This window comes from Roseateles sp. GW821-FHT09B06, assembly GCF_059418245.1.
Genome location: NZ_JBWKPM010000002.1, coordinates 198,638 through 224,228, shown reverse-complemented (window position 1 = coordinate 224,228; position 25,591 = coordinate 198,638). Strand labels below are relative to the sequence as shown.

Genomic DNA, 25,591 nt, shown 5'->3' with positions numbered 1-25,591 from the left:
CCGGTAATGCGCTCTGCGGCGCTGTTGACGTCACTCGCTGATCTTCAACACGATCTTTCCCAGGTGCTGATTGGCTTCCATGCAGGCCTGCGCGGCCGGCAGTTCGTCGAAGGGGAACACGCGGTCCACCAGCGGCCGGATGCGGCCGTCGGCGATCGCCGGCAGCAGTTCGGCCGCGAAGGCCGGCACGCCGGCGGCGCGCTGCTCGGCGCTGCGCAGCTTGTTGGACACGCCGAACAGGGTCAGGCGCCTGGCATGCAGGGCCTGCAGGTCGATCTCCGCGCTCAGCTGCCGGTCCACATAGCCCACGGTGGCCAGCCGGCCCTCGAAGGCCAGGCAGCGCAGGCATTCGGCGAACATGCTGCCGCCCACGGTATTGACCACCAGGTCCACGCCGCTGCCGTCGGTGGCGTCCAGCACCGCGGCCGCGAAGTCCGGCGCGCGCGTGTGGAGCGCCAGGTCCAGCCCCAGGGCCTGCAGGCGCTCCAGCTTCTCCGCGGAACCCGAGCTGCCGATGACTCTTGCGCCCAGCGCCTTGGCCACCTGCAGCGAAGCCACGCCGACGCCCGAGGAGACGCCGGTCACCAGCAGCCATTCGCCATGCTTCAGGCGGCCCTGCAGCACCAGCATGTCGTGCACGACCAGGAAGGTCAGCGGCAGCGCGGCGGCGGTTTCCATCGCCAGACCGGCCGGCACCGGCAGCGCCTCGGGCGCATCCATCAGCGCGTATTCGGAGAAGGCGCCGGGGCAGCGGCCCATCACGCGCTGGCCGATCCGCAGGCCGGCAACACCCGATCCCAGCGCGACGATCTCGCCCGCGCCCTCGATGCCGGCGGGCTTGGCCGCGCCGCCCTTGACCAGGCCGCCGGGGATGAACTCGCCGCGGTTCAGGCCGGCGGCATGCATCTTCAGCAGCAGCTGGCCGGGGCCGGGCTCGGGCATCGGCGCCTCGCCCAGCTGCAGCAGGGCTTGCGTGCCTTCGACGCGCAGGGAATAGGACTTCATGACTTTATCCATGCTGTTCAACAAGGGCGCCAGCGGCGCAGGGAAGCAGCCAAACCCAGGAGAGCCCAGGGATCCGGCCGAGCCGGGCCTTCGGGCTCGTCCCCTCGAGGGGGAGGCGCGCAGCGCCTAGGGGGTGATCCATCTCAACGCCCCTTGAATTGCGGCTTGCGCTTTTCCATGAAGGCGCGGCGGCCCTCGGCATAGTCCTCGCTCTCGAAGCAGCCGAGGATCAGCGCGCGGCAGCGTTCGGCGTCGAGGTCGGGCGAGGGCTTGAGGATCTCGCCGATGATGGTCTTGGCGGCCGCGATGGTCAGCGGCGCGTTCTCGCCGATGCTGGCGCCGTACTCGGCCAGCAGCGCCGGCAGCTCGTCCACTGCGGCGATGCGCGAGATCAGGCCCAGCCGCTGCGCCTCGGCCGCATCGATGCGGCGGGCGGTGTAGAACAGGTCCTTGGCGGCGCCCACGCCGATCAGGTCCACCAGGTTCTGCAGCGCCGAGTAGCGGTAGCCCAGGCCCAGGCGCGCGGCGGGAATCGCGAACACCGCGTCGCTGGCGGCGATGCGGATGTCGCAACTGATCGCCACATTGACGCCGCCGCCGATGCACCAGCCGCGGATGCAGGCCAGGGTCGGCTTGGCCGAGCGGTAGATGGCCATCAGCGCTTCCTCGGCCAGGGCCTCGTAATGCCGGACGGCCTGCTTGGCGGCGCGCTGATCCTCGAACTGCGAGATGTCCGCGCCCGAGACAAAGGCCTTCTCGCCGGCGCCGGAGAAGACGACCAGGCGCACGCGCTCGTCTTCGGCGGCCTGGGCCAGCAGGGCCGGCAGCGCGCCCCACATGTCCACGCTGAGCGCGTTGTGCCGCGCCGGGTTGTTGAAGACGATGTGCAGCGTGCTGCCGTCCAGGCGCACCAGCACGCGCTCGGTGGGGGAAAGGTAGTCGCTCATATCCGGCATCAGAAAACCCCCCGCGCCTTCAGCTGCGCAATGTCGCCGCTCGCCAGGCCCAGCTCGCCCAGCAGCTCCTCGGTGTGTTCGCCGCGCCGCGGTGCCGCGCGCGCCAGGCGGCTGGGCGTGCGCGTCAGCGTCATCGGCTGGCTCACCAGTCGTTGCGGGCCCAGGTGCGGACTGACGATGTCCTGCACCATGCCCAGGTGCCGAACCTGCGGCTCCTCGAAGACCTCGCGCATGTCGTTGATATGGCCGCAGGCCACGCCGTCGGCATTGAAACGCTCGATCCAGTGGGCGCGGTCCCGATGGGCCAGGCGCTCGTTGATCGCCGCATTCAGCGCGTCGCGGTTGGCGCTGCGGCCGGGCTTGTCGTGGAAGCGCGGGTCCGTGATCCACTCGGGCGCACCCAGGGTCGTGCAGAAGCGCTCCCAGATCTTGCTGCCGAACACGGCGATGTTCATATAGCCGTCGCGCGCCTTGTAGACGCCGGTCGGGATGCTGGTGGGGTGGAAATTGCCGGCCTGGGATGCCACCTCGCCGTCCGCCAGCCAGCGTGCGGTCTGGAAATCCATCATGTAGACCATGGCCTGCAGCAGGGAGGTCTGCACCCACTGGCCCTGGCCCGAGACCTCGCGCTCCAGCAGCGCCACCAGGATGCCCTGCGCCGCGAAGATGCCCGCGCACAGGTCGGCGATCGGAATGCCGACGCGCATCGGGCCCTGGTCGGCCGGGCCGGTGACCGACATCAGCCCGCCCAGCCCTTGCGCGATCTGGTCGAAGCCCGGGCGCTGGGCCAGCGGGCCGGTCTGGCCGAAGCCGGAGATGCTGGCATAGACCAGGCCCGGGTGATCTTGGGCCAGGGTCTCGTAGTCCAGCCCCAGGCGGAACTTCACATCGGGGCGGAAGTTCTCCACCACCACATCGGCCGTCGCGATCAGCCGCTTCAGCGCCGCGATGCCCTCGGGCTCCTTCAGGTTCAGCGTGACGCTGCGCTTGTTGCGGTGGGTGTACTGGTAATCGCTGCCCTCCTGGCCGCCCAGGGTGTCGTCGCCGCGCATGTGCTCGGGCATCTGCACCTGGATCACGTCGGCGCCCCAGTCGGCCAACTGCCGGCAGGCCGTGGGGCCGGCGCGCACCTGGCTGAGGTCGATCACGCGAAAGCGCGCCAGGGCGCCGGAAGCGGGGACATGCGGCATGACGGGCGGGCCGGGTCGGGCCTGGAAGTGTGCGGAAAGTGTTGGCTGTTGAGCACTAAAGTGTCAACACTTCGATGACTATCGAAAACACTTAGAGGCTTCCAAACGGGGCCGACTGCGCATAGCATCCGCTTCCATGCAAGCCCGCCCAGCCCCGAAGAAAAGCGCCCCGGCCCGCGCCAAGGCCCCCGTCAAGACTCCCGCCAAGCGTCCGGAACAGGGCCTGGCTCATGGCATCTGCGAGCAGCTGCAGCAGCTGATCTACGGTGGCGAGATCGCGCCGGGCGAGCGCCTGAACGAGGCCGCGCTGGCGCAGCGCATGGGCACCAGCCGCGGGCCCATCCGCGAGGCCATCCGCATGCTCGCCGGCATCGGCCTGGTGCAGGCCGTGCCGAATCGCGGCGTGTTCGTGCGCCAGATCTCGGTGCGCGAGATGCTGGAGATCTACGAGCTGCGCGCCCTGCTGCTGGGCTTTGCCGCGCAGCAGGCCGCCGAGCATCTGAGCGAGGCCGACCGGGCCGAGTTCGAGCAGCTGCTGGCCGGCATGGACGCCGCCTGCGAGGCCGACGACGGCCAGCGCTATTACCTGCTGAACCTGCGCTTCCATGCGCTGTTGATGGCGCAATGCCGCAACCAGCGCGCGCAGCAGGCCTATGAAGACCATGTGAAGGAACTGCATCTCTATCGCCGGCGCTATTTCGACGCCAGCATCAATATGCGCCGCTCCAACAAGGAGCATCGCCAGATCTTCGAGGCCATCGCCAAGGGGGCCCCGGAGCGTGCCAACAAGCTGGCGCAAGCCCATGTGCTGCAGGGGCGCCAGCGCCTGCTGTCCACGCTGGACCTCCCCAGCGCGCCGCCGAACGGAGACAACAAGCATGAGAAGACGCACGCTGCTGCAAGCCATGCCCGCGCTGCTGGGCCTGCCGGCCTGGGGCCAGTCGCCGCCCTTCCCGAGCAAGCCGATCCGCTACATCGTGCCGGTCGCGCCGGGCGGCGGTAGCGACTTCGTCGGCCGCACGGTGACCGAGCGCTGGGGCCAGGCGCTGAAGCAGAGCATCGTGGTGGACAACCAGAGCGGCGGCGGCGGCACGATCGCCTGCCAGACCACGGCGCGCGCCGCGCCCGACGGCTACACGCTGATGCAGGGCTATGTGGCCACGCATGGCACCAGCCCGGCCACGCGCAAGCTGCCCTACGACGCGATCAAGGACTTCACGCCGGTGGGCATGATCGGCGGCACGCCCAATGTGCTGGTGGTCAACGCGGCGCTGCCGGTCAGGGACCTGAAGGAGTTCGTCGCCTATCTGCGCGCCAACCCGGGCAAGCTCAGTTACGGCTCGGCCGGTCCGGGCTCGCTGACCCATCTGACCATGGAGCTGTTCAAGCAGCAGATCGGCTCCTTCATGGTCCACATCCCCTACCGCGGCATCGCGCCGGCCTTCACCGACCTGATCGGCGGCCAGACCCAGGCCATGTTCCCGGGCCTGGCGGCCGCCGTGCCGCATATCCGCTCCGGCCGCGTGCGGCCGTTGGCGGTGACCGGCCTGGCGCGCCACCCGCAGTTCAGGGACATCCCGACGCTGGAGGAGTCCGGCTACCCGGGCTTCGATGCGCAGCAGTGGTACGGCGTCGTCGGCCCGGCCGGCCTGCCCGCCGCCGTGGTCAAGACCCTGAACGACGCGCTGGGCGCGGTGCTGGCCCAGCCCGAGCTGCGCGAGAAGCTCTCGATCGAGGCGCTGGAGCCGACGCCGATGAGCCCCGAAGCCTTCGCCGAGTTCATCCGTGCCGACATCGCGCGCTGGACCCAGCTGGCCAAGGCCCGCAACATCCAGCTCGACAACTGAGTCCAAGAGAAGGAGAGACCGCAGCCATGGCCCGCAATACCCAGGTCGCCGCCGACCACCACGCACCGCCCGTCACGCAGACCCTGGCGCAGTTCGTCGCCACCCATCCGAGCCGCGGCTGGAGCGAGGCGGTGGAGCACGAGGCGCATCGCACCTTGATGAACTGGGTGGGCTGTGCGGTCGGCGCCGCCCGGCACGAGACCGCCGAGGCGGCCCTGGCCGCGGTGCAGGCGCTGCAGCCCGCACCCCAGGCCAGCCTGCTGGGGCGCCGCGAGAAGGTGGACATGGCCAGCGCCGCGCTGATCAACGGCATCAGCTCGCACACCTTCGACTTCGACGACACCCACCTGAAGACCATCATCCACCCGGCCGGCCCGGTCGCCAGCGCGGCGCTGGCGCTGGCCGAGCACAGCGGCGCCAGCGGACGCACGCTGATCGACGCGCTGGTGCTGGGCATCGACGTCAGCTGCCGCGTCGGCAACGCGATGTACCCCGACCATTACGACCGCGGCTGGCACATCACCGGCAGCACCGGCACCCTGGGCGCGGCGGCCGCCTGCGCGCGCTTGCTGGAACTTGATGCGCAGCAGACCGCGATGGCGCTGGGCATCGCCGCCTCGCAGCCGATCGGCATGCGCGAGCAGTTCGGCACCATGACCAAGCCCTTCCATCCGGGCGGCGCCGCGCGCGCCGGCCTGATGGCGGCGCTGCTGGCCCGGCATGGCTACACCGCCAGCCCGCGCGCGCTGGAGGCGCCGCGCGGCATGATGCAGACCATCTCGACCAAGAACGACTGGTCCGAGATCACGTCCCAGCTGGGATCGCGCTTCGAGATCAGCTTCAATGCCTACAAGCCCTTCGCCTGCGGCATCGTCATCCACCCCGCCATCGATGCCTGCGTGCAGCTGCGCGAGCAGGGCGTGAGGCCGGAGCAGATCGAGCGCATCGAGCTGAAGGTGCATTCGCTGGTGCTGGAGCTGACCGGCAAGAAGGAGCCGGCCGACGGCCTGCAGGCCAAGTTCAGCGTCTACCACGGCTGTGCCGCCGGCCTGAGCTTCGGCCGTGCGGCCGAGGAGGAGTTCGCCGACGCGATCGTCAACCGCGCCGACCTGGTGGCGCTGCGCCGCAGGGTCGTGGCCACGGTGGACGACGGCATCGCCGAGGCCAGCGCCGACGTCACCGCCGTGCTGAAGGACGGACGCCGCATCCATGTGTTCGTCGAGCATGCGATCGGCTCGCTGGCCCGGCCGATGACGGACGCGCAGCTGGAAGCCAAGTTCCACGGCATGGCGGACCGGCTGCTGGGCTTTGATCGCTGCGGCGCGCTGATCCAGGCCTGCTGGGGCCTGGGCGGCGCCGCCGATGCGCGCGCGCTGGCCGCGCTGGGTTCGCTTGTCTAGCCACCACCGAAGGAAGGAGACCTTGCCACGAATCTCTCGATGAAGGAGGCCGGCATCGCCGGCGACGTGGGCCTGGCCACCGGCTATGTGCTGCGCTTCAGCAACGGCCTGGTGGCCTATCTGTCCGGCGACACCGGCATCACCGCCGACCAGGATCTGGTCGTCAACAAGCATTACAAGGCCAGGCTGGCCGTGATGAACATCGGCGACGGCTTCACCACCGGGCCGGCCGAGGCCGCCTATGTGATCAACGAGCCGGTGAAACCGGCCTCGATGATCGCCTCGCATGCCAACGAGGTCGGCTCGGTGGACGGCAAGCTGCGCCCGGGCAGCAAGACCGAGGCCTTCATCAAGGCCGTCAAGGCGCAGGTCCATATCCCGCTGTCCGGCAAGACGATGGAGTTCGACGCCAACGGGAAATGCACGGCCGGGTGTTGACCGTCAGCGGGACAGCCGCCGCTCGCTGCGAAACCGCCGCTCCACGCCGGTCACCGGATCGACGAAGCCGATCTCCCGTGCCAGCAGCTGCAGCGGGTTCGCATAGTCCGGCTCGCGCTCCTCGGGCAGCAGGCGCGGATAGATGCGGTCGCCGACGATGGGCAGGCCTAAAGCGCTGAGCTGGGCGCGCAGCTGGTGTTTCTGGCCGGTGGCCGGACGCAGCTCGTAGCGCGCCAGCTCCGGCCCCAAGCGCTCGAGCAGCGCGATGCGGGTCTCGGCATTCGGTTCCCCCGGCACCTCCCGCATCTGCATGAAGGCCTCGGCGCGCTCCTCCAGCCGGCTGCGGTAGACCAGGGGCAGGGCCAGATCCTGCCGCGCCGCATGCTCGGGGGCGGGCGCGACGGCCTCGTAGACCTTGTCGACCGCACGCTCGCGGAACAGGCGCTGGTAGGCGTCGCGATCCGCGGGCCGGACGGCGAACAGGCACAGGCCCGCGGTCTCGCGGTCCAGGCGGTGGATCGGCGTCAGCTCGGCCAGGCCGGTGCCGCGCTTCAGCCGGGTCAGCAGGGTCTGCTGCACATAGCGGCCCTTGGGCGTAACCGGCAGGAAATGCGGCTTGTCGGCCACCAGCAGCCGCTCGTCCAGGAACAGGATCCGCTCGGCAAAGGGGATCTCGTCCTCATGCGCCAGGCGGCGGTAGTAGTAGATGCGCACGCCGGGCCGGTAGCGCGCTTCGGGCGCCAGGCTCCGGCCCTCGGCATCCAGCACCTCGCCCTGTGCGAGGCGTTGTTGCCAGTCGCTGCGGCTCACCAGCGGCAACCGCTCGGCCAGGAAGTCCAGCAGCAGCGGCCAGGGCCCGGCCGGGCAGGCCAGCGCACTGGCGCCGACGCCCTCGCGCAGCGGCAGCGCGAGCTTGGGCGGACGGCTCATTCGAGCTGCGGCCCGCCGCGTGCGCGCTCGTCCAGGTAGCGCAGCAGCCGCTGGCGTTCGGCCTCGTCCAGCGCCTCGCCGCGCCAGGCCTTGATCCAGCGTTCGCGCTGCGGGTCCTGGGCCAGCTGGCGCACCGCCAGGTCGATCGCCTCGATCAGGCGCCGGCCCTCGGGCGTGCGGCTGCAGGCGGCGGTGGCCAGTTGAGTGCTGCGCCCCTCCGCCAGCGGCAGCTTGAGCAGCTCGGGGGCTCCGCCCAGGCTGCGCTGGAATTCGTCCACCACGGCGGGGTACTCCAGCGTGTAGTCCATGCGCCTGGCGCGCAGCATGGCCAGCAGCTGGGTGTGGCGGCCGATCGCGATGGTCCTGGGCGCGCTCGCCGCCTGCGCCTGCAGCAGCGCGTCGATGCGCGGGCCGAAGCTGCGCTCGCGCGGCAGCAGGCCCACCAGCTCGTGCCGCTGCAGCAATTCGGCCAGTTGCAGGGGCTGGCCGCCCTGCTCGAAGCGGGCCGCGGCGTCGCGGTGCACGATCACATGGATCTGGCGCGACAGCAGGGCCGGATGCAGGTGGGTGAAGTACAGCCATTCCAGACGCTCGGGCCGGCGCACATGCAGCACGCTGCACAGGGTCTGGCCCTGGCGCGCCAGGGTCTCGAAGCGCGGCGTGCTGGCCTCGACGAATTCGTGCCGGTACTCGGGCAGGCGCTGGATCAGCAGGCGCAGAAAGCCGTCCACCTCGCCCTGGCCCAGATCCTCGGGCCGGCTGGGGGCGCGGCCGTTGGCATAGCTGAAATGCGGCGGCAGGTCCTGCACCACCCAGCGCAGGCTGCCCTCGTCGGCGCGGGCGCCGCAGGCCAGGGCCGCGAGGGCCAGCGCGGCCCAGGGGGTGCGTGCCGGCCGTTTCATTCGATCTGCGGCCCGCCGCGGGCGCGCTCGTCCATGTACTGGTTCAGCCGGGCGCGTTCCGCCGGGCCGAAGGCCGGCGAGCGCCAGTGCCGCAGCAGGGTCTCGCGGCGCGCCGGCTGGGCCAGCCGGCGGATCGCCTGGTCGACGGCCTCGATCTGCTGCCGCCCCGCCTCGTTGCGGGTGCAGGAGACATAGGACTGCGCGATGGCCGAGGCCTCGGCCATCGGCAGACCCACCAGCTCGCCGGGCGCGCCGACGTTGCGCAGGTACTCGTCCAGCAGGCCCGGGAACTCCAGCGCATAGTCCATGCGGCGCGCGCGCAGCATGCTCAGCAGGCTGCTGTGCCGCAGCACCACCACCGGCGCCAGATTGCCGCTGCCCGGCGGCAGCGCGCGCAGCAGGCGGTCGATGCCGGCGCCGAAGGAGCGGCCGGCGGTCATCATGCCGCTGAGGTCGCCGCGCTGCAGCAGCTGCGCCAGCGACAGCGGCTGGCCCAGCGCCGCGAAGCGCGGCAGCTGGCTGCGATGCACCACGACCTGCGCCTGCAAGGTGCCGAGCACCGGGTAGGCCGGCGAGAAGTAGCGCTCGGCCAGGCGCTCGGGCGTGTAGAGATGGATCAGCGAGCACAGGGCCTTGCCCTCGCGGGTGATCGCCTGCGCGCGCGCCGCCGTGGACTCGACGAATTCGTGCCGGTACTGCGGCAGCAGCGGCAGCAGCTGGCGCATATAGCTGTCGATGGTGCCGCCGCCCAGGTCCTCGATGCGGGCGGGCGGCTTGCCGCCGGGGTAGACGAAATGCGGCGGCATGTCGCGCACCTGCCAGCGCATGGTCGCGGGCTCGTCCGCGCCGGCCGGGCCCGGCGGCAGCAGGATGGCGGCGGCCGCCAGGCCGGCCAGCGCAATGCGTCTACGCATCGGCCGCGGGCATGCTCAGTCGCCTTCGACCCACTCGACGCGCACGCCCAGCTTGCCGATGTTCTCGGCGAAATGCGGGTGGGCGCGGCGGATCGGCGTGGCGTTGCGGATGAGGGAGCGACCCGGGATGCTGGCCGCCACCATCAGCAGCGCGATCGCGACGCGGATGATGTAGGGGCTCTCGACCTCGGCGGCGGCAAGCGGCTTGCCGCCGAAGGTGACCATGCGGTGCGGGTCCGACAGGAAGGCATGGGCGCCGAACTTGCTGAGCTCCGAGGTCCAGCCCATCGCGCCGTCGTAGACCTTGTTCCAGAACATCACGCTGCCCTCGGCCTTGACGCCCAGGGCGACGAAGATCGGCAGCAGGTCCACCGGCAGATAGGGCCAGGGCGCGGCCTCGACCTTCTGCAGGATGTTGCGGGTGAAGGGCTCCTTGACCTTGAGCTTGCCGTCGCCGGACAGGATCTCGGTGCGCGACCAGCCGTTCTCATGCACGATCTGCACGCCGAACTTGGCGAAGGTGCGGTCGATCAGCGGGAACTGCTCGGGGTGCGAGTTCTTCACCTGCACGTCGCCGCCGGTGATGGCGCCCAGGGCCAGGAAGGTGACGATCTCGTGGAAGTCCTCGGCAAAGGTGAACTCGCCGCCGCCCAGCCTGTCGACGCCGTGGATGGTCAGGCGCGAGGTGCCCAGGCCTTCCAGCCTGGCGCCCAGCAGCTGCATGAACTGGCAGAACTCCTGCACATGCGGCTCGGAGGCGGCGTTCATCAGCGTGGAGGTGCCGCCGGCCAGCGCGGCGCAGAGCACGAAGTTCTCGGTGGTGGTGACCGAGGCGTAGTCGGTCCAGTGGTCGTTGGCGCGCAGCTTGCCGGCCACATGCAGCAGCAGGCCGTCCGGCTGGCGTTCCACCTTGGCGCCGAAGCGCTCGAACACCTCCACATGCGGATCGATCTCGCGCGCGCCCAGGGTGCAGCCCTTGACGTCGTCCTCCACGCGGGCGGCGCCGAAGCGCGCCATCAGGCCCGGCACCAGCATGATGGAGCTGCGCATCTCCTCGGGCAGGCGGTCGACCGCGGGGTCGAAATGGGTGTCGCGGTGGTGGATGTCCAGCACGCCGGTCTGGAAATCCATCTCGACCGAGCTGCCCAGCTTGCGGAAGACCTCGAGGATCTTCTTGACGTCGGTGATCTCGGGCACGCCATGCAGCCGGATCGGTTCGGCGCTCAGCAGGGTGGCGCAGAGGATGGGCAGCACGGCGTTCTTGTTCGCCGAGGGGACGATGCGGCCTTTCAGGGGAGTGCCGCCATGGACGATCAGATTGGACATTGCGCGAAACGGGCCAGAAGGTGAAAGAGCCGGAGGGTCGACCGGGAGATTATCGGGCTTGGAGGCGCGCATGCCGCCCGTCCCTTAGACTTGGCCGCAGTTTCCTTTGAAACCCGGGAGTCACCAGGCATGGATCAACTCAAAGCCCTGCGCGTGTTCGTGCGCGTCATCGACGAAGGCAGCTTCGCCTCGGCCGCGCGCGCGCTGGATCTGGCGCCGGCCGTCGTGACGCGGCTGGTGGCCGAGCTCGAGGAGCACCTGGGGGCGCGCCTGATCAACCGCACGACGCGCCGCCTGGCCCTGACCGATATCGGCGAGGCCTATCTGGAGCGCGCCCGGCGCATCCTGACCGAAGTGGACGAGGCCGAGGCCCTGGCCACCACCGCCACCACCGAGCCGCGCGGCCATCTGCGCGTGCTGGTGCCGCCGGCCATCGCGGTGCACCAGCTGGCCAAGCATCTGCCCAAGTTTCACAAACAGTTTCCGCAGGTGACGGTGGAGTTCACCTCGCCGGGCGGCGTCGACACGGTGGACGAGTCCTACGACATCACCATCCTGCACACCCGCCAGCCGCTGGACGGCGAATTCGTGGCGCGCCGCCTGGCGCGCACCGAGGTGATCCTGTGCGCCTCGCCCGAATACCTGAACAAGCGCGGCCGACCCCAGCATCCCACCGACCTGCGCGACCATGACACGCTGCTGCCGCCGGTTTCCGAGCTGCAGCGCGGCATCCTGTTCCAGCGCGGTGCCTGGGGCGACGACGAGCCCGGCGGCGAGAACCTGACCCTGATGCCGAAGAAGCCGGTGCTGGCCACCGGTCACATGGACACCAACTATGCGGCGGCGCTGCACAGCCTGGGCATCGCCGGGCTGCCGTCCTTCCTGATCGAGGATGCCCTGCTGGAGCATGCGCTGGAGCGCGTGCTGCCCGAATGGCGGCTGTTCAGCTTCACGATCTGGGCCGCGATGCCGACGCGCAAATACGTGCCGGCGCGCACCCGCGCCTTCCTCGACTTCCTGCTGGAGGTGTTCGGCGGCGAGGACCGCGACCCCTGGCTGGCCGCGGCCGGCTGCGAGACCAACCCGGGCGTCTGCGGCCAGACCGCCACGGCCGACGCGCTCAGCGCAGGCTGAAGCCGGTCTGCACCAGATGGCCCTGCAGGTCCTCCAGCAGCCGGGTCAGCGGCGACAGCTCGATGTAGCGGGTTGACACCTTGATCGCGTAGGCGAACAGGCGCGGCAGATCCTCGGCATAGGCGGGCTTGCCATCGCGGTGCTTGAGGCGGCTGAAGATGCCCAGGATCTTCAGGTGGCGCTGCAGGCCCGACCATTCCAGCGCGCGCCAGAACTCGCCGAAATCCTCCGGCACCGGCAGGCCGGCCTTGCGCGCCTGCTCCCAGTAGCGGATCGCCCAGTCCAGCTCGCGCTCCTCGTCCCAGGAGATGAAGGCGTCGCGCAGCAGCGAGGCCATGTCGTAGGCGATGGGGCCGCGCACCGCGTCCTGGAAGTCCAGCACGCCGGGATTGCCGGCCTCGGGCGGGCAGACCATCAGGTTGCGCACCATGTAGTCGCGATGCATGGCCACCTTGGGCTGGGCCAGCATGGCCCTGGCCAGGGCCTTGCAGCTGTGCTCCCACCAGCCCAGCTGGGTGTCGTTCCACTGCCGGCCGAATTCGCGGCCCACGCACCAGTCGACGAAGATCTGCAGCTCGCGGCGGATGAAGGCCTCGTCATAGTCCGGCAGGCGGCTCGCGTCGCCGCGCAGCTGCCATTGCAGCAGGGCGGCGATGGCGGCGCGCATCAGCCGGTCGGCCTCGGCCGGGCCGGCCTGCTGCAGCGCCTGCAGATAGGGCAGCTCGCCCAGGTCCTCCAGCAGCAGGAAGCCCTGGTCCAGCTCGGTCGCCAGCAGCGCCGGCACATGCAGGCCGCAATCGGCCATCTGGGCACCGATCTCGACGAAGGCGCGCATCGAGCCATGCTCGGGCGGCGCGTCCATCACGATGCGCGAGCCGCCCTCGATCCGGTCCAGGCGCAGGTAACGGCGTGTGCTGGCGTCGGCATGGGCCAGGCGCAGGGTGGCGGGCAGCAGACCCTGAGGTGCGGCCAGGGCTTGCAGCCAGGCCTGGAAGGCTTGTTCACGGGCCGGGCTCGGCCATTCGATCGGATTCATGCGGGCGGGACGGGGCGGAAAGGGTTCGGGTCGCTAGCCCTCATGGATAATGAATTCTACAAACCGTCGGCAGCCTGCCGAGCTTATCCGCCAACCTCGCCAGAAGAAGACGTTCGCCGACGCCGTGCCGCGCCCCCAGCCCCCCACCCGATTTCCGCTGCGCCCCCTGATGCTGGCCCTGAGCTGGGGCCTGGGCGGCGGCGCCATGGCGCAGGGCGGCGCGACGCCCGAGGCGCCGCTGCCGCTGCGCCCCTCGCGTCTGCTGGTGCCGCCGGGCGGCGCCGACGACAGGAGCAAGCCGGCCCTGGTGCTGAATGCCAATCGCCTGGAAAGCCAGATCGACCGGCGCTCCATCGCCGAGGGCCAGGTGGAGCTGCGCTACGGCGATCTGCTGCTGCGCTCGGACGCGCTCAGCTACGACCAGGTCAGCGATCTGGCCAAGGCCACCGGCAGCGTCGAGGTCAGCCGCAACGGCAATGTGGTGCGCGGCCCGGAGGTGCAGCTCTACCTGCAGCGCTTCGAGGGCGAATTCCTCAGCCCCAGCTATTTCTTCTCGCAGACCGGTGGCGGCGGCCAGGCGCGCAGCCTGCGTTTCCTGGGCAACAAGCGGGTCAGCGCCGAGCAGGCCACCTACAGCAGCTGCCCGGTCGTGGAGCCCGGCCAGGAGCCGGCCTGGCAGCTGACGGCCGGCCGCTTGGACATGAATTTCGAGACCAACGAGGGCATTGCCCGCGATGCGGTGCTGCGCTTCCAGGGCGTGCCCATCCTGGCGGCGCCCACGCTGAGCTTCCCGCTCAGCAGCGAGCGCAAATCGGGCTGGCTGCCGCCGACCGTGGGCCTGGACAACCGCAGCGGCTTCGAGCTGGGGATGCCCTATTACTGGAACATCGCGCCGCAGCGCGATGCGACCCTGACGCCCTTCGTGATGACGCGCCGCGGCGTGGGCCTGGACAGCGAGTTCCGCTACCTGGAACCGGAGCATCGCGGCCAGCTGAACCTGGCCTGGCTGCCGCATGATCGCGCGGCGGGCCACAAGCGCTGGGCGCTGAACCTGGACAACGCCGGCGCGCTGGGCCTGGGCTGGCGCTACCGGCTGAATGCCGAGCGGGTCTCGGACGACGACTACTGGAAGGATCTGCCCAAGCGCATCCAGAGCCCCACCGAGCGCCTGCTGGCCAGCGATCTGCAGCTGGACCGCACGCGCAGCTTCTCCTGGGGCGATGCGACGGCCTATGCGCGCGTGCAGCGCTGGCAGCTGCTGCAGGGCAGCGACCCGCTGACCCGTTTCGACTCGCCCTACCAGCGCTCGCCGCAGGTCGGCGTGCGCCTGTCCAGCGCGGCCGACGAGGGCGTGCTGGCCGGCTTCATCCCCTGGGGCCGCGAGGCGCGGCTCGAGGGCGCGCTGGAGCTGGAGTACAACCGTTTCGATCTGCCCACCGAGGCCCTGGCCAGCCAGACCCAGACCGGCTCGCGCGTGCATGCGCTGGGCCATGTCAGCCTGCCGCTGGGCGGCGCGGCCTGGTGGCTGATCCCCAAGCTGTCCGTGAACGCGGCCAGCTACTCGGTGGATCAGGCGATGAGCGACGGCCGGCGTTCGGCCTCGCGCACCATCCCGAGCTTCAGCATCGACCATGGCTGGGTGTTCGAGCGCGAGACCCACGCCTTCGGCCGCAATCTGCAGCAGACGCTGGAGCCGCGCCTGCTGTATGTGAAGACGGCCTATCGCGACCAGTCGCGGCTGCCCAACTTCGATGCCGCGGCCAAGGACTTCAACTTCGACTCGATCTATACCGAGAACCAGTTCTCCGGCGTCGACCGCGTCTCGGACGCGCACCAGCTGACCTTGGGCGCCACCACGCGCTGGATCGAGTCCGAGCGCGGCGAGGAGCTGCTGCGCCTGGGCCTGGTGCAGCGCTTCCTGTTCGAGGACCAGCAGATCACGCCGGACGGCCAGCCGATCACGCAGAAGGTGTCCGACCTGCTGCTGCTGGGCTCCACCCACCTGAACCGGCGCTGGTGGCTGGACGGCACCCTGCAGTTCAACGCCGATGAGGGACGCAGCGTGCGCTCCACCTTCCGGGCGCGCTACTCGCCGGGGCCCTTCCGCACGGTCAGCGCGGCCTACCGGCTGGCGCGCGGCCAGAGCGAGCAGCTCGAGCTGGGCTGGCAATGGCCGCTGTTCGGCGCCGCGGCGGCGCGCGAGCAGCTGCGCGGCAGCGGTGCCGGCTCGTCGGGCGGCAGCTGCGGCGGCGGCGCCTGGTACAGCGCCGGCCGGCTGCAGTACAGCCTGCGCGACAAACGCTTCACCGATTCGGTGGTGGGCATGGAGTACGACGCCGGCTGCTGGATCCTGCGCGTCGGCGCCGAACGCCAGTCCACCGGCCGCGCCGAGACCAACACCCGGCTGCTGCTGCAGCTGGAGCTGGTGGGCCTGTCCCGCCTGGGCTCGAATGCCCTGGGGGTCCTGAGAGACAATATCCCCGGTTACCGCCCGTTGAGCGAACCCCGCTCGTCCTCGCCTTCCTATGACTGACATGTCCCATCTGACTTTGCGTATCCTGGCCGGCGCCCTGGGCCTGACCCTGGCTTGCGGCGGCGCGTTCGCCCAGGCCGGCGCCAGCAACCTCAAGCCCGGCGACCATATCGCGGCGGTGGTGAACCAGGACGTGGTGGCGGCCAGCGAGGTGACGCTGCGCACCGAGCGCCTGCGCGCCGAGGCGCGCCAGCGCGGCGAGACGACGGACCCCGAGCTGCTGCGCAAGCAGGCGCTGGAGGCCCTGATCGAGGATCGTGTGATCGTGACCCATGCGCGCGAGAACGGCTCGCGCGTCGAGGAGCCGGAGCTGGACCGGGTGGTGGCCAACGTCGCGACCCAGAACAAGCTCACGATGGCCCAGCTGCGCGAGCGTCTGGCGGCCGAGGGCATGGACTACAAGCGCTTCCGCGAGAACCTGCGCGATCAGATGATGACCGAGCGGGTGCGCGAGCGCGAGGTGCTGGGCCGCATCCGCGTCACCGACGGCGAGATCGACAAGTTCGTGGAGGACAAGCGCAGGCAGAGCGTCCCCGGCGGCGCCCAGCTGAACATCGCGCAGATCCTGGTGACGGTGCCGGAAGGCGCGGCGGAGAGCGTGGTGGCCGAGCGCCGCGCGCGTGCCGAAGGCGCGCTGAAGCGCGTGCGCGAGGGCGAGGACTTTGCCAAGGTGGCGCGCGAGCTGTCCGAGGACGGCAACAAGGCGCGCGGCGGCGAGATCGGTCTGCGCCCCGCCGACCGCCTGCCGGACGTGTTCGTCGACTTTGTGCGCGATCTGAAGAACGGCGACATCGCCTCGAATCTGCTGCGCTCCGGCGCCGGCTTCCATGTGCTGAAGCTGCTGCAGCGGCGCGACGGCAGCGAGGCCGTCACCCTGGTGACCCAGACCCGTGCCCGCCATGTGCTGCTGCGCCCCTCGGCCCAGCTGACGGCCGAGGTGGCGGCACGCCGCCTGCAGGAATTCAAGCGCCTGATCGAGGCCGGCCGGGTCAGCTTCGAGCAGGTGGCGCGCGACAACTCTGAGGACGGCAGCGCCCCCGAGGGCGGCGATCTGGGTTGGGTCGCGCCGGGCGGCTTCGTGCCCGAGTTCGAGGAGGCGATGAACGCCCTGCCGCTGGGCGGCATCTCCAACCCGGTGCCCTCGCGCTTCGGCGTGCACCTGATCAAGGTGGAGGAGCGGCGCGACGTCGAGGTCGACCCCAAGCAGCTGCGCGAGCAGGCGCGCAACGCGCTGCGCGAGCAGAAATACGAAGACGCCTACCAGGATTGGGTGCGCGATCTGCGCGCGCGCGCCTTCGTCGAGCTGCGCGAATGGCAGTGACCGCAGTGACGGCCGCGACCGCCTGATGGCTCACATTCCGCGCAAGCGCTTCGGACAGCATTTCCTGACCGACCGCGTCATCATCGACGCCATCGTCGATGCGATCGCCCCGGCCGAGGGTGACCGCCTGGTCGAGATCGGCCCGGGCCTGGGCGCCCTGACCCTGCCGCTGCTGGCGCGCATGCCCGCGGCCAGCCGGCCGCTGACCGTGGTCGAGCTGGACCGCGACCTGGCCGCCAAGCTGCGCAAGCGCGAGGGCATCGAGGTGGTGGAATCCGACGTGCTGAAGGTGGACTTCGGCGCGCTGGCCCTGGCCAAGGGGCAGAAGCTGCGCGTCGTCGGCAATCTGCCCTACAACATCTCCACCCCCATCCTGTTCCATCTGCTGGATTTCGTCGGCCAAGTGGTCGATCAGCATTTCATGCTGCAGAAGGAGGTGGTGGACCGCATGGCCGCCGGGCCCGGCGGCAAGGACTACGGGCGCCTCTCGGTGATGCTGCAGTGGCGTTATCAGATCGAATCGGTGCTGGACGTGCCGCCCGAGGCCTTCGATCCGCCGCCGCGGGTGGATTCGGCGATCGTGCGCATGCTGCCCTATGCGCAGCCGGCCGCGATCGACCAGGCCCTGCTGGGCGAGTTGGTCACCAGCGCCTTCTCGCAGCGCCGCAAGCTGCTGCGCCACAGCCTGGGCCGCTGGCTCGAGGCGCGCGGCTTCGGCGGCGAGTTCGACCTGCAGCGCCGCGCCGAGGAGGTGCCGGTGGCGGAATACGTGGCGCTGGCGCAGGCGGTCGGCGGCTGAGCGCCGCCGCCGCTTTTCTCTCGTTTTACGAACGCTTGCTACGGCCCAGCAGGGCCCACAGCAGCAGCGCGCCGAAGGTGGCGGTGCCGATGCCGCCCAGCGCGAAGCCGCCGAACTTCAGCGTGTAGTCGCCGGTGCCCAGCACCAGGGTGATGGCGGCGACGATCAGGTTGCGCTGGTCGCCGAAGTCCACCTTGTTGTCGACCCAGATCTTGGCGCCGGCCACCGCGATCAGGCCGAACACGACGATGGACACGCCGCCCATCACCGCCAGCGGAATGGCCTGGATCAGCGCGCCGAACTTGGGCGAGAAGCCCAGCAGCAGCGCGATCAGCGCGGCCACGACGAAGGTGGCGGTCGAGTAGATGCGGGTGGCGGCCATCACGCCGATGTTCTCGGCATAGGTGGTCACGCCGGTGCCGCCGCCGGCGCCCGACACCATGGTGGCGATGCCGTCGCCGATGAAGGCGCGGCCGATCAGCGGGTCCATATTGCGGCCGGTCATCGCGCCCACGGCCTTCAGATGGCCCAGGTTCTCGGCCATCAGCACCACGGCCACCGGCGCGATCAGCAGCATGGCCTGGGTATCGAAGCGCGGCGCGCTGAACTTCGGCAGGCCGAACCAGGGCGCGGCGACGATGCCGCCGACATCGATCGGCCTGCCCAGGCCCAGGCCGTTGGTCAGCAGGGCGTAGATCAGGCCGGCGAGGATCAGGCCCACCAGGATCAGCAGACGCTGCAGCATGCCGCGCGTGAACACCGCCACCAGGCCGACGCAGACGAAGGTCAGGCCCTGCATCCAGGCGTCGAAGGGCGTGGGCGCCATGTTCTTGATCGGGATGCCGGCCAGGTTCAGCCCGATCACCGCCACCACGGCGCCGGTCACCACCGGCGGCATCAGCGCGTCGATCCAGCGCGTGCCGACCGCCATCACCAGCAGGCCCATCAGCATGTAGAGCAGGCCGCAGGCGATGATCCCGCCCAGGGCGCCGGCCAGATTGGCGTTGGGCCCGGCGCCGGCATAGCCGCTGGCCGCGATCACCACGCCGATGAAGGCGAAGCTCGAGCCCAGGTAGCTGGGCACCTTGCCGCCGGTCAGCAGGAAGAAGATCAGCGTGCCGATGCCGCTCATCAGGATCGCGAGGTTGGGATCGAAGCCCATCAGGATCGGCGCCAGCACCGTGGCGCCGAACATCGCTATCACATGCTGCACGCCCATCGCCAGGGTCTGGGGCCAGGGCAGGCGCTCGTCGGGCGCCACGACCGCACCGGGCGCGGGGCGGACTTCCCGCCATTGGAAGAGGTTGCTCATAGGGAAGAAGATCTCGGGCTCAAAAAAAGGCCTCTGCGCTGCCGCAGAGGCCCTTGCATGGTGATGATGAAGTGTCGACGCGCCGTCAGGCGGCGTTGAGCCACATCGAGGTATCGAAGGCGCTGCACATCATCGGCATGTTCATGCCGAAGTTGGCGTTCGCCGCTGCCTTGCTGCTCTTCGCGGCAGGCTTCTCAGTAACCGGGGCCACCTCAGCAGCCCGCTCCCATGACCCGTTTTCTTGGGAGCGGGCTACTGAAAAGAATAGAAACACCGGAACTGGACCTTGCGGTCGGCCCAGTAGTCGGCCGTGTCGCGGAACACGTCGAGCAACTGCTCGCGCGCCTCGCGATCGAAGCGGATGTTGTCGGGCAGCTGTTCCAGCACCACGACGAAGCCGGGTTGGCTGCCGGACTTGTGGACCAGGTCGGTCATGCAGTCATGCAGGGCGTCCAGGTTCTTGCCAAAGTGAGACGGGAACAGGAAGGACTGGGCAATGCCTTCCAGCACGTCCTGCTTGGACTGCGCCTCGCCCAGGTTGGCATAGAGGAAGTGATGCCCAGCGTCCTGGGCGGCGCGCATCAAGTCCTCTACGCGATAGGCCCGTATGGCCTGCACGATATTGGGACGGACGGTCTGCAAAAGCATGGTCGCGATCCTCCTATATAGTCAAGAAACCTGGCCTCCGTTCACTGCGCGGGCTCAAGACGTGGAGACACGCCGAAAGCTGTTGTAGTGATCGTCGGTGTAATAACAAGCGTCGGGTGTGGTGGGGGGCTTGCCGCCGCAGACCAGACGCCGTGCGCCGCGGTTGCGGGCGCCCGGTGTCTTCACGGTATATTCGCGGTAGTAGCCCCTGGCCTTGGTGGGCAGCAGCCGTTCGCGATTGCCGAACACGCTGCCGTCCTTGTCGTAGGGAAAGGGTCCCCCGGCAAGAATCAGGCGATGCGTGGTCTGGGCTTCGCGCGGCAACGCCGCCAAGGCCACCGTGTCCTGCGCTGCGGCTACCGGCGGCTTGGCCTGGACCAAGGCGCCGGAACCGATTGCCGCCACCAGCGTGAGCGACAGGCCGACCTTGCGCCAAGATGGCCACGCCGGTGACCAATCGAGCAAAAACACGGGTTTACCCTGAACTTTGAAAGCAAGATGGTACCGAATGAGGCCAAAAATCTCAAGTCGGGGCCGAACCCTAGGGCTTGTTCAGGGGTGATGTGAGCGTGCGCACACTGTTGTTCAGTGCGTTGTGAGTTCGTCTTTTTACCTGACTGTCACGCTTGGGTGAGCTCTTACAAACTTTTGTAAAAGCCGGACAGGAATCGGCCTTTTGCGCACTCTTTCGGTGCGCAAAAGGCCGGTCCAAGCTCGGTTTCGCCGCGTCCGGCGGGCCGCTTTCAGCGCGCGGCGTTGGCGTCCGCGACGGTCAGCGCCGTCATGTTGACGATGCGGCGCACGGTGGCCGAGGGGGTCAGCACATGCACCGGCTTGGCCGCGCCCAGCAGCACCGGACCGATCGCGATGCCGCCGCCGGCCGCGGTCTTCAGCAGGTTGTAGCTGATGTTGGCGGCGTCGATGTTCGGCAGGACCAGCAGATTGGCCTCGCCCGTCAGGGTCGAGTTGGGCATCAGCTTGCCGCGGTACCCGGCGTCCAGCGCGGCGTCGCCATGCATCTCGCCATCCACCTCCAGCCAGGGGGCCTGGGCCTGGATCAGGCCCAGCGCGTCGCGCATCTTCAGCGCCGAGGGGCAGTTGCTGGAGCCGAAATTGCTGTGCGACAGCAGGGCGGCCTTGGGGCGCAGGCCGAAGCGCATCATCTCCTCGGCCGCCATGATGGTGATCTCGGCGATCTGCTCGGCCGTCGGGTCGTAGTTGACATGGGTGTCGACCAGCATGACCTGGCGACCCGGCAGGATCAGGCCGTTCATGCAGGCGAAGTTCTTGACGCCGGGGCGCTTGCCGATCACCTGGTCGATGTACTGCAGGTGCATCGCCGTGTTGCTCCAGGTGCCGCACAGCATGCCGTCCACCTCGCCCTTGTGCAGCATCATGCAGCCGATCAGGGTCAGGCGGCGCCGCATCTCGATCTTGGCGAGCTGCTGGGTCACGCCCTTGCGCTCGGTCATGCGGTGGTAGGTCTGCCAGTAGTCGCGGTAGCGCTCGTCATGCTCGACATTCACCGTGTCGTAGTCGCGGCCCTCCTGCAGGCGCAGACCGAAACGCTCGCAGCGCTGGGCGATGATCTCGGGGCGGCCGATCAGCGTGGGGCGCGCCAGGCATTCGTCGACGACCACCTGCACCGCGCGCAGCACGCGCTCCTCCTCGCCCTCGGCATAGGCGACGCGCTTGTTCTGGGCGCGCTTGGCGACGTTGAAGATCGGCTTCATCGTCGTGCCCGAGGCGTAGACGAAGCTTTGCAGCTTCTCGCGGTAGGCGTCCATGTCGGCGATCGGGCGCAGCGCCACGCCCGAGTCCATCGCCGCCTGGGCCACGGCCGGCGCGATCTTCATCATCAGGCGCGGGTCGAAGGGCTTGGGAATCAGGTATTCGGGCCCGAAGCTCAGGTTGGCGCCGGCGTAGGCCGCGGCCACCACCTCGCTCTGCTCGGCCTGGGCCAGTTCGGCGATCGCGTGCACCGCCGCGACCTCCATCTCGTCATTGATGGTGGTGGCGCCGCAGTCCAGCGCGCCGCGGAAGATGTAGGGGAAGCACAGGACGTTGTTGACCTGGTTCGGATAGTCGGTGCGGCCGGTTGCCATGATGGCGTCGTCGCGCACCGCCTTGACCTCCTCCGGCTGGATCTCCGGATTCGGGTTGGCCAGCGCCAGGATCAGCGGCTTGGCGGCCATCGTGGCCACCATGTCCGCCTTCAGCACGCCACCGGCCGACAGGCCCAGGAACACGTCCGCGCCCTTGATCACCTCGCGCAGGCTGCGCGCCTCGGTCTTCTGGGCGAACTGGATCTTGTCCGGGTCCATCAGCTCGGTGCGACCCTCATAGACCACGCCGGCCAGGTCGGTCACGAAGATGTTCTCGCGCGGCAGGCCCAGCTTCAGCAGCAGGTTCAGGCAGGCCAGCGCGGCCGCGCCGGCGCCCGAGGTCACCAGCTTGACGGTCTTGATGTCCTTGCCCTGCACCTTCAGGCCGTTCAGCAGGGCCGCGCCGACCACGATGGCCGTGCCATGCTGGTCGTCGTGGAAGACCGGGATCTTCATGCGCTCGCGCAGCTTGCGCTCGACATAGAAGCAGTCCGGCGCCTTGATGTCTTCGAGGTTGATGCCGCCGAACGTGGGTTCCAGCGCGGCGATCGCGTCCACCAGCTTGTCCAGGTCGTTCTGCTGCAGTTCCAGATCGAACACGTCGATGCCGGCGAACTTCTTGAACAGCACGCCCTTGCCTTCCATCACCGGCTTGCTGGCCAGCGGGCCGATGTCGCCCAGGCCCAGCACCGCGGTGCCGTTGGTGATCACCGCCACCAGGTTGCCGCGCGAGGTGTAGCGGAAGGCGTTGGCCGGGTCGGCGACGATCTCCTCGCAGGCCGCGGCCACGCCGGGCGAATAGGCCAGCGCCAGGTCGCGCTGGTTGATCAGCTGCTTGGTCGGCGCGATCGCGATCTTGCCCGGGGTCGGGAACTCGTGATATTCGAGGGCGGCTTGACGAAGCTGGGCGCGTTTTTCTTCGGACGTGGACATAGGCGTATTCAAGTGGCTGAGCCGCTGCACAAGCGGTCAGCGATTGTAGGGAGCCGTGGCAGCGGCCAAGCCGCAGTGTGAACCGGGATTCGTGCCGCGGGATACGCGAAACTGCGCATCTGCCGCGGCCACGGCCACAGGATACTGCGCCCTGCATGAATGCCAACTCCCCCGCCTCACCGCCCGCAGCACCGCCGGCCCTGCCCGGCTGGAGGCGCTGGCGCCGCGCGCTGCTGTGGGGGGCGCTGGTCGCCCTGCTGTTGGTGGCGCAGACCCTGCTGGTCGCGCTGACGCTCAGCTACGAGGCCTCCAAGGCCCAGGAACAGGCGGATCAGGCGGCCGCCGAGGTGGCGGCGCGCGCCAAGCAGCTGGCCGGGCGCGATCTGCAGGGCCTGCAGGCCCTGTTGTGGCAGAGCGTCGAGGACCCGCGCTGGCGCGCCGACGCGATCGAGCTGCTGCGGCGCACGCGGCCGCTGCTGCGCCTGGAGCATCGCGACGAGCACCGCCGGGTCCGGGAATCGGTCAACTCGCCCTATGCGGCGCCGCTGTTCACCCAGATCGGCCGCGAGCAGCTGCAGCTGGAGACCGAACTGGCCTGCGCCGCCGCGCTACGCCATGGCTCCCAGCTCTACTCGCGCAGCTACTTCGTGCCCATGCCCGGCGGCGAGGGCATGGAGGTGATGGACCTGTGTCTGCCGCAGTTGCGCGCCGGCGAGGTCTCGTCCTTCCTGGTCGCCACCGTGGGGTTGCGCCAGCTGCTGGAGGAGTCGGTCACGCCCGAGCTGGCGCGCGGCAACGAGATGTCCTTCGTCGAAGGCGACGGCACCCGCCTGGCCCGCACCGGCCTGACCCGCGGCGCCGGCTATTACCTGGCCGAGCGCGTCGTCGACCTGCCCGGGCTGACCCTGCAGCTGCGCGTGGACAGCGCGGCCGGCCAGCCCAAGCTGATCCCGAATCTGGCCACCGCGCTGGTGATGGGTCTGTCGCTGGCGCTGTTCGCCGTCGTGCTGCTGCTGGCGCGCGACGGCCGCCGGCGCGCCTTTGCCGAGCATGCGCTGGCCGAATCGCTGAGCTTCCGCCAGGCGATGGAGAACTCGCTGATCACCGGGCTGCGCGCGCGCGACGTGGACGGCCGCATCACCTATGTGAACCCGGCCTTCTGCCATCTGGTGGGCTTCGAGCCCTCCGAGCTGCTGGGCCAGGGCGCGCCGCCCAACGTCCCGCCCTACTGGCCGCCCGAGTTCGTCGACGAATACTGGCGTCGCCACGGCGGCCGCAGCGCGCGCTGGGAGGCCGGCCAGGAGCGCCAGGGCTTCGAGACCGTGTTCATGCGCAAGAACGGCGAGCGCTTTCCGGTGATGATCTTCGAGGCCCCGCTGAAGAACGCCCAGGGCCAGCAGACCGGCTGGATGAGCGCGGTGCTGGACGTCAGCGCGCAGCGCAAGATGGAGGAGCTGTCGCGCCAGCAGCAGGAGCGCCTGCAGGCCACCGCGCGCCTGGCCACCGTGGGCGAGATGGCCTCGCTCTTGAGCCACGAGCTGAACCAGCCGCTGGCCGCGATCGCCAGCTATGCCACCGCCTCGCTGAACCTGATGACGCGCGAGGCCGACGATCCGCAGACCCCCGCGATGGTGCGCCAGGCCGTCACCCGCATCGCCGAGCAGGCCGAGCGCGCCGGCCGCGTGATCAAGAGCGTGCACGATTTCGTGCGCCGCCGCGAGCAGGCGCGCGAGGCCATCGGCGCCGACCAGCTGCTGGAGGCCGTGCTGCCCCTGGTGCGCCTGCAGGCGCGCAAGAGCGGCACCCGCATCGACATCGACATGGAGCAGCCCGCGCCGCGCCTGCGCTGCGACCGCACCATGGTCGAGCAGGTGCTCCTGAACCTGACCCGCAACGGCATCCAGGCCATGGACCCGGCCACGCCGCTGGCCGAGCGCGTGCTGCTGCTGCGCGTGCGCCGCAGCGGCGCGCGCTGGGTGGGCTTCTCGATCGTCGACCGCGGCCCGGGCATCGAGCCGGGCGTCGCCAAGCAGCTGTTCACGCCCTTCTTCACCACCCGCAGCGAGGGCATGGGCCTGGGCCTGAGCCTGTGCCGCACGGTGATCGAGCAGCATGGCGGCGCGATGGACTTCGTCAGCCCGGTGCTGGACGGACGGGGCACGGAATTCCGCTTCACCCTGCCGGCCGATAATCCGGCGCAGGAGACCCGTGCCGATGCAACAGACGATAGCCAAACTGCCGATGGTGTACCTCGTCGATGACGAAGAGGTGGTGCGCGATGCGCTCGCCTGGTTGCTGCGCTCGCGCCGCCTGCTCTCCGATGGATTCGCCAGCGCCGAGGCCTTCGAGGCCATGCTGGACGCCCGGCCCGGGCATGGCGCCGGCTGGCCCGACGCGCCGTCCTGCCTGCTGCTGGACGTGCGCATGCCCGGCATGAGCGGCCTGGCCCTGTTCGAGCGCCTGATCGAGCGCGGCCTCTCGGCCGCGCTGCCGGTGATCTTCCTGACCGGCCATGGCGACGTGCCGACGGCCGTGGCTGCCGTCAAGCGCGGCGCCTTCGACTTCGTCGAGAAGCCCTTCTCCGACAACGCCCTGGTCGACCGCGTCGAGCAGGCCCTGGCCCTGAGCGCCGAGGCCATCGCGGCGCGGCGCTCCCAGGGCCAGCTGGCGCAGCGCATGGGCGAACTCACCGAGCGCGAGCGCGAGGTGATGGCCCTGGTGGTGCAGGGCCTGCCCAACAAGCTGATCGCCGATCAGCTGAACATCAGCGTGCGCACCGTCGAGGTCCATCGCGCGCGGGTGTTCGAGAAGATGAGCGTGAAGTCGGCGGTGGAGCTGTCGAACCTGCTGCGCCAGGGCTGA

At 69.7% G+C, this 25,591-nt stretch carries 22 protein-coding genes; 10 read left to right on the top strand and 12 right to left on the bottom strand.

Translation table 11 applies throughout. The annotated features are described in order from the left end of the window. Nucleotides 1-30: 30 nt before the first annotated feature. From AC07OQ_RS02870 to AC07OQ_RS02860, 3 genes are all read right to left on the bottom strand, one after another. On the bottom strand, nucleotides 31-1,005 hold the full coding sequence (locus AC07OQ_RS02870) for a zinc-binding dehydrogenase (protein ID WP_495051577.1): 975 nt from the start codon (nucleotides 1,003-1,005) through the stop codon (nucleotides 31-33). A gap of 143 nt (nucleotides 1,006-1,148) precedes the next feature. Further along, entirely contained in the window at nucleotides 1,149-1,952 is an 804-nt protein-coding gene (locus AC07OQ_RS02865) for an enoyl-CoA hydratase (protein WP_495051576.1), read from the bottom strand. Between the two features lie 8 nt (nucleotides 1,953-1,960). Further along, nucleotides 1,961-3,151 carry a CaiB/BaiF CoA transferase family protein gene (locus AC07OQ_RS02860; protein ID WP_495051575.1) on the bottom strand — a complete coding sequence of 397 codons (1,191 nt, stop codon included), beginning with the start codon at nucleotides 3,149-3,151 and terminating at the stop codon, nucleotides 1,961-1,963. 136 nt (nucleotides 3,152-3,287) lie between these two features. Here AC07OQ_RS02860 and AC07OQ_RS02855 point away from each other — a divergent pair, with 136 nt between their 5' ends. The 4 genes from AC07OQ_RS02855 to AC07OQ_RS02840 are packed head-to-tail and all read left to right on the top strand — an operon-like array spanning nucleotide 3,288 to nucleotide 6,836. Next, nucleotides 3,288-4,154, top strand: coding sequence for a GntR family transcriptional regulator (locus tag AC07OQ_RS02855; RefSeq protein ID WP_495051574.1), 867 nt, complete (start codon nucleotides 3,288-3,290; stop codon nucleotides 4,152-4,154). Next, nucleotides 4,057-4,998 (top strand): Bug family tripartite tricarboxylate transporter substrate binding protein, encoded by a 942-nt coding sequence (locus AC07OQ_RS02850; protein WP_495051669.1) that lies wholly within the window; start codon nucleotides 4,057-4,059, stop codon nucleotides 4,996-4,998. Before AC07OQ_RS02855 ends, AC07OQ_RS02850 begins: the two co-directional genes overlap by 98 nt. A 26-nt stretch (nucleotides 4,999-5,024) precedes the next feature. After that, nucleotides 5,025-6,398: an MmgE/PrpD family protein gene (locus AC07OQ_RS02845; protein ID WP_495051573.1), complete on the top strand. Its 1,374-nt coding sequence runs from the start codon at nucleotides 5,025-5,027 to the stop codon at nucleotides 6,396-6,398. A gap of 39 nt (nucleotides 6,399-6,437) precedes the next feature. Beyond that, nucleotides 6,438-6,836: an MBL fold metallo-hydrolase gene (locus tag AC07OQ_RS02840; RefSeq protein ID WP_495051572.1), complete on the top strand. Its 399-nt coding sequence runs from the start codon at nucleotides 6,438-6,440 to the stop codon at nucleotides 6,834-6,836. A 3-nt stretch (nucleotides 6,837-6,839) separates the two neighbouring features. On the opposite strand, the gene AC07OQ_RS02835 is transcribed toward AC07OQ_RS02840, so the two are convergent. The 4 genes from AC07OQ_RS02835 to AC07OQ_RS02820 are packed head-to-tail and all read right to left on the bottom strand — an operon-like array spanning nucleotide 6,840 to nucleotide 10,908. Then, nucleotides 6,840-7,766, bottom strand: coding sequence for a pseudouridine synthase (locus tag AC07OQ_RS02835; RefSeq protein WP_495051571.1), 927 nt, complete (start codon nucleotides 7,764-7,766; stop codon nucleotides 6,840-6,842). Next, a complete protein-coding gene (locus tag AC07OQ_RS02830; RefSeq protein WP_495051570.1) occupies nucleotides 7,763-8,668 on the bottom strand; it encodes a hypothetical protein in 906 nt (301 codons plus the stop codon). The genes AC07OQ_RS02835 and AC07OQ_RS02830 overlap by 4 nt, the downstream gene beginning before the upstream one ends. Next, the gene (locus tag AC07OQ_RS02825; RefSeq protein ID WP_495051569.1) at nucleotides 8,665-9,582 is read right to left on the bottom strand and encodes a hypothetical protein; all 918 of its coding nucleotides are present in this window, start codon (nucleotides 9,580-9,582) and stop codon (nucleotides 8,665-8,667) included. The genes AC07OQ_RS02830 and AC07OQ_RS02825 overlap by 4 nt, the downstream gene beginning before the upstream one ends. A 15-nt stretch (nucleotides 9,583-9,597) precedes the next feature. Continuing rightward, on the bottom strand, nucleotides 9,598-10,908 hold the full coding sequence (locus AC07OQ_RS02820) for a UDP-N-acetylglucosamine 1-carboxyvinyltransferase (protein WP_495051568.1): 1,311 nt from the start codon (nucleotides 10,906-10,908) through the stop codon (nucleotides 9,598-9,600). 129 nt (nucleotides 10,909-11,037) lie between these two features. On the opposite strand from AC07OQ_RS02820, the gene AC07OQ_RS02815 reads away from it, so the two are divergent. Beyond that, a complete protein-coding gene (locus AC07OQ_RS02815) occupies nucleotides 11,038-12,042 on the top strand; it encodes a LysR family transcriptional regulator (RefSeq protein WP_495051567.1) in 1,005 nt (334 codons plus the stop codon). Here the strand turns inward: AC07OQ_RS02815 and AC07OQ_RS02810 are convergent. Then, nucleotides 12,029-13,078: an aminoglycoside phosphotransferase family protein gene (locus AC07OQ_RS02810; protein WP_495051566.1), complete on the bottom strand. Its 1,050-nt coding sequence runs from the start codon at nucleotides 13,076-13,078 to the stop codon at nucleotides 12,029-12,031. The genes AC07OQ_RS02815 and AC07OQ_RS02810 overlap by 14 nt on opposite strands. 169 nt (nucleotides 13,079-13,247) lie before the next feature. Here AC07OQ_RS02810 and AC07OQ_RS02805 point away from each other — a divergent pair, with 169 nt between their 5' ends. The 3 genes from AC07OQ_RS02805 to rsmA are packed head-to-tail and all read left to right on the top strand — an operon-like array spanning nucleotide 13,248 to nucleotide 17,731. Beyond that, a complete protein-coding gene (locus AC07OQ_RS02805) occupies nucleotides 13,248-15,611 on the top strand; it encodes an LPS-assembly protein LptD (protein WP_495051565.1) in 2,364 nt (787 codons plus the stop codon). Nucleotide 15,612: 1 nt separating this feature from the next. Beyond that, nucleotides 15,613-16,932, top strand: coding sequence for a peptidylprolyl isomerase (locus AC07OQ_RS02800; protein WP_495051564.1), 1,320 nt, complete (start codon nucleotides 15,613-15,615; stop codon nucleotides 16,930-16,932). A gap of 25 nt (nucleotides 16,933-16,957) precedes the next feature. Beyond that, the gene (gene rsmA, locus AC07OQ_RS02795) at nucleotides 16,958-17,731 is read left to right on the top strand and encodes a 16S rRNA (adenine(1518)-N(6)/adenine(1519)-N(6))-dimethyltransferase RsmA (protein ID WP_495051563.1); all 774 of its coding nucleotides are present in this window, start codon (nucleotides 16,958-16,960) and stop codon (nucleotides 17,729-17,731) included. 25 nt (nucleotides 17,732-17,756) lie between these two features. Here rsmA and AC07OQ_RS02790 read toward each other — a convergent pair whose 3' ends face one another. The 4 genes from AC07OQ_RS02790 to AC07OQ_RS02775 form a co-directional block, all read right to left on the bottom strand. Next, entirely contained in the window at nucleotides 17,757-19,043 is a 1,287-nt protein-coding gene (locus tag AC07OQ_RS02790) for a solute carrier family 23 protein (protein ID WP_495051562.1), read from the bottom strand. A 252-nt stretch (nucleotides 19,044-19,295) separates the two neighbouring features. Continuing rightward, nucleotides 19,296-19,691 carry a barstar family protein gene (locus AC07OQ_RS02785; protein ID WP_495051561.1) on the bottom strand — a complete coding sequence of 132 codons (396 nt, stop codon included), beginning with the start codon at nucleotides 19,689-19,691 and terminating at the stop codon, nucleotides 19,296-19,298. A 54-nt stretch (nucleotides 19,692-19,745) separates the two neighbouring features. After that, nucleotides 19,746-20,096: a guanyl-specific ribonuclease gene (locus AC07OQ_RS02780; RefSeq protein WP_495051668.1), complete on the bottom strand. Its 351-nt coding sequence runs from the start codon at nucleotides 20,094-20,096 to the stop codon at nucleotides 19,746-19,748. A gap of 338 nt (nucleotides 20,097-20,434) precedes the next feature. Then, nucleotides 20,435-22,729 (bottom strand): NADP-dependent malic enzyme, encoded by a 2,295-nt coding sequence (locus AC07OQ_RS02775; protein ID WP_495051560.1) that lies wholly within the window; start codon nucleotides 22,727-22,729, stop codon nucleotides 20,435-20,437. 155 nt (nucleotides 22,730-22,884) lie between these two features. Between AC07OQ_RS02775 and AC07OQ_RS02770 the strand changes: the two genes are divergently transcribed. After that, the gene (locus AC07OQ_RS02770; protein WP_495051559.1) at nucleotides 22,885-24,990 is read left to right on the top strand and encodes a PAS domain-containing sensor histidine kinase; all 2,106 of its coding nucleotides are present in this window, start codon (nucleotides 22,885-22,887) and stop codon (nucleotides 24,988-24,990) included. Beyond that, the gene (locus AC07OQ_RS02765) at nucleotides 24,944-25,591 is read left to right on the top strand and encodes a response regulator transcription factor (RefSeq protein WP_495051558.1); all 648 of its coding nucleotides are present in this window, start codon (nucleotides 24,944-24,946) and stop codon (nucleotides 25,589-25,591) included. The genes AC07OQ_RS02770 and AC07OQ_RS02765 overlap by 47 nt, the downstream gene beginning before the upstream one ends.

Bases quoted from the DNA above. Each gene is read 5' to 3' on its own strand.
- AC07OQ_RS02800 (WP_495051564.1), top strand. From the start codon at position 15,613: ATGTCCCATCTGACTTTGCGTATCCTGGCCGGCGCCCTGGGCCTGACC.
- AC07OQ_RS02765 (WP_495051558.1), top strand. From the start codon at position 24,944: ATGCAACAGACGATAGCCAAACTGCCGATGGTGTACCTCGTCGATGAC.
- AC07OQ_RS02825 (WP_495051569.1), bottom strand. From the start codon at position 9,582: ATGCGTAGACGCATTGCGCTGGCCGGCCTGGCGGCCGCCGCCATCCTG.
- AC07OQ_RS02865 (WP_495051576.1), bottom strand. From the start codon at position 1,952: ATGAGCGACTACCTTTCCCCCACCGAGCGCGTGCTGGTGCGCCTGGAC.
- AC07OQ_RS02860 (WP_495051575.1), bottom strand. From the start codon at position 3,151: ATGCCGCATGTCCCCGCTTCCGGCGCCCTGGCGCGCTTTCGCGTGATC.
- AC07OQ_RS02870 (WP_495051577.1), bottom strand. From the start codon at position 1,005: ATGAAGTCCTATTCCCTGCGCGTCGAAGGCACGCAAGCCCTGCTGCAG.
- AC07OQ_RS02835 (WP_495051571.1), bottom strand. From the start codon at position 7,766: ATGAGCCGTCCGCCCAAGCTCGCGCTGCCGCTGCGCGAGGGCGTCGGC.
- AC07OQ_RS02845 (WP_495051573.1), top strand. From the start codon at position 5,025: ATGGCCCGCAATACCCAGGTCGCCGCCGACCACCACGCACCGCCCGTC.
- AC07OQ_RS02770 (WP_495051559.1), top strand. From the start codon at position 22,885: ATGAATGCCAACTCCCCCGCCTCACCGCCCGCAGCACCGCCGGCCCTG.
- AC07OQ_RS02830 (WP_495051570.1), bottom strand. From the start codon at position 8,668: ATGAAACGGCCGGCACGCACCCCCTGGGCCGCGCTGGCCCTCGCGGCC.
- AC07OQ_RS02805 (WP_495051565.1), top strand. From the start codon at position 13,248: ATGCTGGCCCTGAGCTGGGGCCTGGGCGGCGGCGCCATGGCGCAGGGC.
- AC07OQ_RS02775 (WP_495051560.1), bottom strand. From the start codon at position 22,729: ATGTCCACGTCCGAAGAAAAACGCGCCCAGCTTCGTCAAGCCGCCCTC.
- AC07OQ_RS02785 (WP_495051561.1), bottom strand. From the start codon at position 19,691: ATGCTTTTGCAGACCGTCCGTCCCAATATCGTGCAGGCCATACGGGCC.
- rsmA (WP_495051563.1), top strand. From the start codon at position 16,958: ATGGCTCACATTCCGCGCAAGCGCTTCGGACAGCATTTCCTGACCGAC.
- AC07OQ_RS02840 (WP_495051572.1), top strand. From the start codon at position 6,438: ATGAAGGAGGCCGGCATCGCCGGCGACGTGGGCCTGGCCACCGGCTAT.
- AC07OQ_RS02810 (WP_495051566.1), bottom strand. From the start codon at position 13,078: ATGAATCCGATCGAATGGCCGAGCCCGGCCCGTGAACAAGCCTTCCAG.
- AC07OQ_RS02855 (WP_495051574.1), top strand. From the start codon at position 3,288: ATGCAAGCCCGCCCAGCCCCGAAGAAAAGCGCCCCGGCCCGCGCCAAG.
- AC07OQ_RS02815 (WP_495051567.1), top strand. From the start codon at position 11,038: ATGGATCAACTCAAAGCCCTGCGCGTGTTCGTGCGCGTCATCGACGAA.
- AC07OQ_RS02820 (WP_495051568.1), bottom strand. From the start codon at position 10,908: ATGTCCAATCTGATCGTCCATGGCGGCACTCCCCTGAAAGGCCGCATC.
- AC07OQ_RS02850 (WP_495051669.1), top strand. From the start codon at position 4,057: ATGCCCGCGCTGCTGGGCCTGCCGGCCTGGGGCCAGTCGCCGCCCTTC.
- AC07OQ_RS02790 (WP_495051562.1), bottom strand. From the start codon at position 19,043: ATGAGCAACCTCTTCCAATGGCGGGAAGTCCGCCCCGCGCCCGGTGCG.